The sequence below is a fragment of the Microbacterium meiriae genome, from assembly GCF_025143875.1.
Taxonomy (GTDB): domain Bacteria; phylum Actinomycetota; class Actinomycetes; order Actinomycetales; family Microbacteriaceae; genus Microbacterium; species Microbacterium meiriae.
Map to the genome: position 1 here is coordinate 19,570 of NZ_JAMBDU010000037.1, position 7,788 is coordinate 27,357.

Annotated in this window: 4 protein-coding genes; 1 reads left to right on the forward strand and 3 read right to left on the reverse strand. The window is 69.6% G+C overall.

Features of this window, described 5'->3' with window-relative positions:
* Nucleotides 1-19 precede the first annotated feature (19 nt).
* The 3 genes from M4D53_RS16585 to guaB1 form a co-directional block, all read right to left on the reverse strand.
* Nucleotides 20-1,081, reverse strand: a complete 1,062-nt coding sequence (locus tag M4D53_RS16585) for a hemolysin family protein (protein ID WP_259955134.1) — start codon at nt 1,079-1,081, stop codon at nt 20-22.
* On the reverse strand, nt 1,078-2,397 hold the full coding sequence (locus M4D53_RS16590) for a hemolysin family protein (protein WP_060923227.1): 1,320 nt from the start codon (nt 2,395-2,397) through the stop codon (nt 1,078-1,080). The genes M4D53_RS16585 and M4D53_RS16590 overlap by 4 nt, the downstream gene beginning before the upstream one ends.
* A gap of 113 nt (nt 2,398-2,510) precedes the next feature.
* Nucleotides 2,511-3,965, reverse strand: a complete 1,455-nt coding sequence (gene guaB1, locus M4D53_RS16595) for a GMP reductase (RefSeq protein ID WP_259955135.1) — start codon at nt 3,963-3,965, stop codon at nt 2,511-2,513.
* A 161-nt stretch (nt 3,966-4,126) separates the two neighbouring features.
* Here guaB1 and M4D53_RS16600 point away from each other — a divergent pair.
* A partial coding sequence (locus M4D53_RS16600) for a multifunctional oxoglutarate decarboxylase/oxoglutarate dehydrogenase thiamine pyrophosphate-binding subunit/dihydrolipoyllysine-residue succinyltransferase subunit (RefSeq protein WP_259955136.1) occupies nt 4,127-7,788 on the forward strand: 3,662 nt, incomplete at its 3' end.

A 7,788-nucleotide genomic window follows, 5' to 3' on the forward strand; every position in this document is an offset into this window, starting at 1 on the left:
GCCTTCGCGTGTCGCGACGTCAGTGACCGCGGACGCGACGGGTCGCGTCCTGCACCTCGCCGACGAGCTCCTCGAGGATGTCCTCCAGGAACAGCACGGCGGTCGTCTCCCCCCGCGCGTCGCGGACCTTGGCCAGGTGACGGCCCGCACGTCGCATGACGGCGAGAGCGTCCTCCAGGTCGGTGTCCTCCTGCACGGGCACCATGTGATGGATGCGCTTGCCGGGGATCGGCTCGAGCACCTTGGCTTCGGCGTCCGGTCCCTCGGAGGCCCGCAGGATGTCCTTGAGGTGGACGTAGCCGATCGGGACGTCCTCGTCGTTGACGATCACGTAGCGCGAGAACCCGTAGCGGGCCACCGCCTTCTCGATGTCGTCCGGCGTGGTCGTCTGCGGCAGTGTGACCAGGTCGCTCAGCGGCACGGCCACGTCGCGGGCCTTCTTGTCGGTGAACTCCACCGCGGCCGTCACCGTGCCCGCGGTGTCCATGAGCACGCCCTCCCGGCGCGATTGACTGACGATCGTCGCCACCTCATCGAGCGTGAAGGTCGACGCCGCCTCGTTCTTCGGCTCCACCCGGAACAGGCGCAGCACACCGTTCGCCGCCGCGTTCAGCAGCCAGATCACCGGCATGAACACCTTCGACACCCACACCAGCGGCGTCGCCAGGAGCAGCACGGCCCGGTCCGGAATCGAGAACGCGAGGTTCTTCGGCACCATCTCGCCGAACACGACGTGCAGGAACGACACGATGAGCAGCGCGATCGTGAACGACACGACGTCCACCGCACCATCCGACCAGCCCACGGCGTGCAGCGGCACGGCGAGCAGGTGGTGGATGGCGGGCTCGGAGACGTTCAGGATGAGCAGCGAGCAGATCGTGATGCCGAGCTGCGAGGTCGCGAGCATGAGCGTCGCGTGCTCCATGGCGTACAGCGCCGTCTTGGCGGGACGCGAGCCGCGCTCCGCCTTCGGCTCGATCTGCGAGCGCCGCGCGGAGATCACCGCGAACTCGGCGCCGACGAAGAACGCGTTCGCCGCCAGCAGGACGACGAGCCAGGCGAGGCCTCCCCAATCGCTCACAGGGACACCCCCTCGATGATGACGGCATCCGGTCTCGGGACGTAGCGCACCCGATCCACCCGGCGTCCGTCCATGCGGACCACCTGCAGCGTGCCGCTCTCCAGGGGCACCTCGTCGCCGACGACAGGCACCCGCTCCAGAACGCTCATGACGTAGCCGCCGACCGTGTCGTACACATCGCCCTCCGGCACCTCGACGCCCGCGCGGCTGCGCAGCTCGTCCGGGCGCAGCTCGCCGGGGAAGGTCACCCCGTCGCGGTTCCGGATGATCCCGGCCCTCGTCCGGTCGTGCTCGTCGGAGACCTCGCCGACGAGCTCCTCCACGAGGTCCTCCAGGGTCACGATGCCGGCGGTCCCGCCGTACTCGTCGACGACGACCGCGAGCTGGTAACCCCGGCCGCGGAGGTCCGAGATGAGCGCGTCGACATGGGCGGTCTCCGGCACGCGGAGCGGATCGGTCGCGAGAGCGCCGACGGGCACCTCGGCGCGACGCTCCCGCGGCACCGAGATGGCGGCCTTGAGGTGCACGACGCCGGTGATGTCGTCGAGGTCCTCGTCGAACACCGGGAAGCGGCTGTGGCCCGTGCGCCGGGCGAGCTGGATCACGTCGTCCACGGAGTCGCCGGCGGCGATCGCGTGCATGCTCGGGCGCGCCGTCATGACGTCCGCCGCCGTGAGCCGGGAGAAGGTGAGCGTGCGGTCCAGCAGCGTGGCGGTGTCGGCCTCCAGAACTCCGGCGCTCGCCGACCGTCGCACGAGCGACGACAGCTCCTCCGCGCTGCGGGCGCCGGAGAGCTCCTCCTTGGGCTCGATGCCCATGCTGCGCAGCACGCCGTTGGCGCTGCCGTTCAGCACGACCACCGCCGGCTTGAACACCGTCGTGAAGGCGATCTGGAAGGGTACGACGAGCTTGGCCGTGGCCAGGGGCAGCGCCAGCGCGAAGTTCTTCGGGACGAGCTCGCCGAGGATCATCGAGAGCACCGTCGCGACGAACATCGCCACCACGGTCGCGATGGGGGCGACGGCGGCTTCCGGGATGTTCCAGGCGACCAGCGTGGGACGCAGGAGGTTCGACAGCGCCGGCTCCATCGTGTATCCGGTCAGCAGCGTGGTCAGCGTGATGCCGAGCTGTGCAGACGAGAGATGCGTCGACGTGTGCCGGAGAGCGCTGATCGTCAGGGAGAGGCGGGACTCCCCGCGCGCCTGCCGCGCCTCCAGATCCGCGCGGTCGAGGTTCACGAGGGCGAACTCGCTCGCCACGAAGAGGCCGGTGCCGACCGTGAGCAGAAGCCCCACGCCCAACATGATGTAGTCCATCAGATCTTCCTCTCCGGGGAGAGAACGGGACGGTGGGGCGATGTTCGGCAACTGGGAGGGTCGTCCATAGTGCGCTCGATTCTACAGAAGCGGACTGTGGACGCGGCAGGCGATCACCAACTGACCGGCAGCGCCTTGCCCTCCTCATATCCCGCCGCGGACTGCAGTCCGACGAGGGCGCGCTCGTGGAACTCCGGCACGGCCGCAGCACCGGCGTACGTGAAGGACGACCGCACGCCCGAGGTGATCATGTCGAGCAGGTCCTCCACTCCCGGCCGCAGCGGGTCGAGATAGATCTTCGAGGAGGAGATGCCTTCGGCGAACAGCTCCTTGCGCGCCCGCTCGTACGCGTCGAGCCGACCGAACCGCGCCTGCACGGCCTTCGTGGACGCCATCCCCCACGACTCTTTGAACAGCCGCCCGTCCGCGTCGCGCTGGAGCTCCCCCGGGGCCTCGATCGTCCTGGCGAACCAGGAGCCGACCATGACGGAGGCGGCACCGGCCGCGAGCGCGAGGGCGACGTCGCGGGGGTAGCGCACCCCGCCGTCGGCCCAGACGTGCGCTCCGGCCTCGGCGGCGGCCGCGGCGGTCTCCAGCACCGCGGAGAACTGCGGACGACCGACCGCCGTCATCATCCGGGTCGTGCACATCGCCCCTGGGCCGACGCCGACCTTGAGGATCGAGGCGCCCGCGTCGACGAGATCCCGGACGCCGTCTGCGGTGACGATGTTCCCCGCGACGATCGGGAGCCCGAGGCCGAGGGACGCGACCTCCTGCAGCGCCCGGAGCATGCCCTCCTGGTGACCGTGCGCGGTGTCGACGACGAGCACGTCCACGCCGGCGGCCGCGAGCGCCTTCGCCTTGGCCGCCACATCGCCGTTGATGCCGACCGCCGCGGCCACCGCGAGGCGGCCGTCAGCGTCCACGGCCGGGCGGTACAGGGTGGCGCGCAAGGCGCTGCGCGCGCTCAGCGTCCCGACGAGGTGGCCGTGGTGCACGACGGTGACGATCTCGACGTCCGCCTCGGTGATGACGTCGAAGGCGTGACGCTCGGAGCCGATGTCGTCCGCGTCGATGGACGGCGTCCCCCGGTGCACGAGGTCGCCGAGCTGTGCATCGGGCAACGCGGTCGCCAGACGCGTCGCCGGAAGGACGCCGACGATGCGGTCCACAGCGATCGGCGCCGCCCCGTGGGCCACGACGATCCCGTGTCCCACGGCGGCCGGAAGCAGGCGGAGCGCGTCGGCGACGGTCGCCTCCGGGGGCAGCACGAGCGGCGTGTCCCAGAGCACCGGCTGCCCCTTCACGTCGCGGATCGCGGCGTCGAGCTCCTGGAGCGGCAGGTCCTGCGGGAGCACGCCCAGCGCCCCGCGGCGTGCGAGCACGGCGGCGATACGCGGCCCTGTCACCGAGTTCATGTTCGCGGCGACGAGCGGCAGCGTCGCGGGCGTGCCGTCGTGCGGGGCGAGATCGACCTGCAACCGACTGGTGACGGCCGAACGGCGCGGCACCAGGAAGACATCCGAGTAGGTCAGATCGACGGTCGGCTGCGCACCTGAGAACTCCATGCCTCCACGGTACCCAGATCGGCGCGGCGCGGGTCGCTCTCTTCGACGTCTCCCCGGTCGAAACAGGTTAGGCTTGGTGGTCGAGAGTGTGCGGGCCCGAGCGCATCCTGCGTCGTGCGTCCGCATCGGAGATCTTCAGCGATGAAAGAGGGCGATAGAGCGTGTCGAACCAGGTGACCGGCGTCGGTGGCGACGGGGGGTTCGGAGCCAATTCCTGGCTCGTCGAAGAGCTCTACGAGCAGTTCAAGGAGAACCGCGACTCGGTCGACAAGGAGTGGTGGCCCATCCTGGAGAAGTACCACTCCGAGACCACCGCAGGCGGAGGCGCTGCTGCTCCCACCGCGACGACGGCCCCGGCACATCCCGTGACCGCGCCCATCCCGGTGATCGGCTCGCAGCCCGTCGCCCGCACCACGGCGAAGCCCGCGGCGTCCGCCCCGATCCCCGCCCAGGCGCCGAAGCCGAAGCAGGAATCCAAGGAGGCGCAGCCGCCCTCCGAGGAGGACAAGGTCACCCCGCTGCGCGGTCTGCCGAAGACCCTCGCCGCGAACATGGACGAGTCCCTCACCGTCCCCACCGCGACGAGCGTGCGCACGGTCCCCGCCAAGCTGATGATCGACAACCGCATCGTCATCAACAACCACATGGCCCGCACCCGCGGCGGCAAGGTCAGCTTCACCCACCTCATCGGCTGGGCGCTCATCCGCACCCTCGACGAGTTCCGCAGCCAGAACGTCTTCTACGCCGAGATCGACGGCAAGCCCTCCGTCGTGGCCCCGGCGCACGTCAACCTCGGCATCGCGATCGACCTGCCCAAGCCCGATGGCACCCGCGCCCTCATGGTCCCGAGCATCAAGCGCGCCGACACCATGACCTTCACCGAGTACCTCGCCGCCTACGAGGACCTCGTCACCCGCGCACGCTCCAACAAGCTCACCGCCGCCGACTTCCAGGGCACCACGGTCTCGCTGACCAACCCGGGCGGCATCGGCACGGTCCACTCGGTCCCGCGTCTCATGAAGGGCCAGGGCTGCATCATCGGCGCCGGTGCCCTCGAGTACCCGGCCGAGTTCCAGGGCGCCAGCGACAAGACGCTCAACGAGCTCGCGATCGGCAAGACGATCACGCTCACCAGCACCTACGACCACCGCGTCATCCAGGGCGCCGGCTCCGGCGAGTTCCTCAAGAAGGTGCACGAGCTGCTGATCGGCCAGCGCGGCTTCTACGACGACATCTTCGCCGCGCTGCGCATCCCGTACGCGCCCATCCGCTGGAACCCCGACATCGCGGTCGACCTCGCCGAGCGCGTCGACAAGCAGTCGCGCGTGCAGGAGCTCATCAACTCCTTCCGCGTGCGCGGTCATCTCATGGCCGACATCGATCCGCTCGAGTACCGGCAGCGCTCGCACCCGGACCTCGAGATCGAGAGTCACGGGCTGACGTTCTGGGATCTCGACCGCGAATTCGTCACCGGCGGCTTCGGCGGGCGCCGCGTCGCGAAGCTCCGCGACATCCTCGGCGTGCTGCGCGACTCATACTGCCGCACGCTCGGCATCGAGTACATGCACATCCAGGACCCGGAGCAGCGCCGGTGGTTCCAGGACAAGGTCGAGGTCAAGTACCAGAAGCCCGGCCATGACGAGCAGCTGCGCGTGCTGCGCAAGCTCAACGAGGCCGAGGCCTTCGAGACCTTCCTGCAGACGAAGTTCGTCGGTCAGAAGCGCTTCTCCCTCGAGGGCGGCGAGTCGCTGATCCCGCTCCTCGACGAGATCCTCCAAGGCGCGGCCACCGCCGGTCTCGAGGGTGCCGCGATCGGCATGGCCCACCGCGGTCGCCTGAACGTGCTCACCAACATCGCCGGGAAGACCTACGGCCAGGTCTTCCGCGAGTTCGAGGGCACGCAGACCCCCGGCAACCAGCGCGGCTCCGGCGACGTGAAGTACCACCTCGGCACCGAGGGCACCTTCGTCGCCGACGACGGCTCCTCGCTCCCCGTGTACCTGGCCGCCAACCCCTCGCACCTGGAGACGGTCGACGGCGTGCTCGAGGGCATCGTCCGCGCCAAGCAGGACCGCAAGCCCATCGGCACCTTCGCCTGGCTGCCGATCCTCGTCCACGGCGACGCGGCCTTCGCCGGCCAGGGCGTCGTCGTCGAGACGCTGCAGATGTCGCAGCTGCGCGGCTACCGCACCGGCGGCACGATCCACGTGGTCGTCAACAACCAGGTCGGCTTCACCACGACGCCGAGCGACGCCCGCACCTCGGTCTACGCCACCGACGTCGCCAAGACGATCCAGGCACCCGTCTTCCACGTGAACGGCGACGACCCCGAAGCGGTCATCCACGTGGCCCAGCTCGCGTTCGAGTACCGCGAGCGCTTCCACCGCGACGTCGTGATCGACCTCGTCTGCTACCGCCGACGCGGTCACAACGAGGGCGACGACCCCTCGATGACGCAGCCGCTGATGACCGACCTCATCCAGGCGAAGCGCTCCGTCCGCCGCCTGTACACGGAGTCGCTCGTCGGTCGCGGTGACATCACCGAGGAGGAGTACGACGAGGCCAAGGCCGACTTCCAGAACCGTCTGGAGATCGCCTTCGCCGAGACGCACGCCGCCGAGACCGGAGCCACCCCGATCGCCCCGGAGGAGGCCCCGCAGGTCGAGGACCAGGTCGGAGCCCCCGAGGTCACCGGTGTCCCCGCGGAGGTCATCCGCCTCATCGGCGATGCGTTCGTGAACAAGCCCGAGGGCTTCACCGTGCACCCGAAGATCCAGCAGCTGCTGGAGAAGCGTCTCGACATGAGCCGCAACGGGAACATCGACTGGGGCTTCGGCGAGCTGCTCGCCTTCGGGTCGCTTCTCGTCGAGGGCACTCCGGTGCGCCTCGCCGGCCAGGACTCGCGCCGCGGGACGTTCGTACAGCGTCACGCCGCGCTCCATGACCGGGCGAACGGCCAGGAGTGGCTGCCGCTGTCGAATCTCTCCGACGCCCAGGGCCGCTTCTTCGTCTACGACTCCCTCCTCAGCGAATACGCCGCACTCGGCTTCGAGTACGGCTACTCCGTGGAGGCTCCCGAGGCCCTGGTGCTCTGGGAGGCGCAGTTCGGCGACTTCGTCAACGGCGCGCAGTCGGTCATCGACGAGTACATCTCCGCCGCGGAGCAGAAGTGGGGTCAGCAGTCCAGCGTCACCCTCCTGCTCCCCCACGGCTACGAGGGCCAGGGGCCGGACCACTCCTCCGCACGCATCGAGCGGTTCCTGCAGCTGTGCGCACAGGACAACATGATCGTGGCGCGTCCGTCGACGCCGGCGTCGCACTTCCACCTGCTGCGCCGTCAGGCCTATGCGCGCCCGCGCAAGCCGCTGATCGTGTTCACCCCGAAGGCGATGCTGCGCCTGCGGGGAGCGACGAGCCCGGTCGAGGCGTTCACCGGCGGTCGGTTCGAGCCGGTCATCGACGACGACCGCGGTCTCGATCGTTCCGCCGTGAAGCGCGTCCTCGTGCACAGCGGCAAGGTGCACTGGGACCTCCGCGCCGAGCTGGAGAAGAACCCGAACCCGGAGATCGCCCTGGTGCGTCTGGAGCAGCTCTACCCGACACCCATCGACGAGCTGAAGAAGATCACAGACTCGTACCCGAACGCTGAGCTCGTATGGGTGCAGGAGGAGCCGGAGAACCAGGGCGCCTGGCCGTTCCTGGCCCTCGCGTTCGCGGATGTCCCCGGCGACCGCTCCTTCCGCCCCGTGTCGCGTCCGGCTTCGGCGTCTCCGGCGACGGGCTCGTCCAAGGTGCACGCCACCGAGCAGGCCGCTCTGATCCG

Coding starts and splice junctions, on each gene's coding strand:
- M4D53_RS16590 (WP_060923227.1), bottom strand. CDS start 2,397: ATGGACTACATCATGTTGGGCGTGGGGCTTCTGCTCACGGTCGGCACC.
- guaB1 (WP_259955135.1), bottom strand. CDS start 3,965: ATGGAGTTCTCAGGTGCGCAGCCGACCGTCGATCTGACCTACTCGGAT.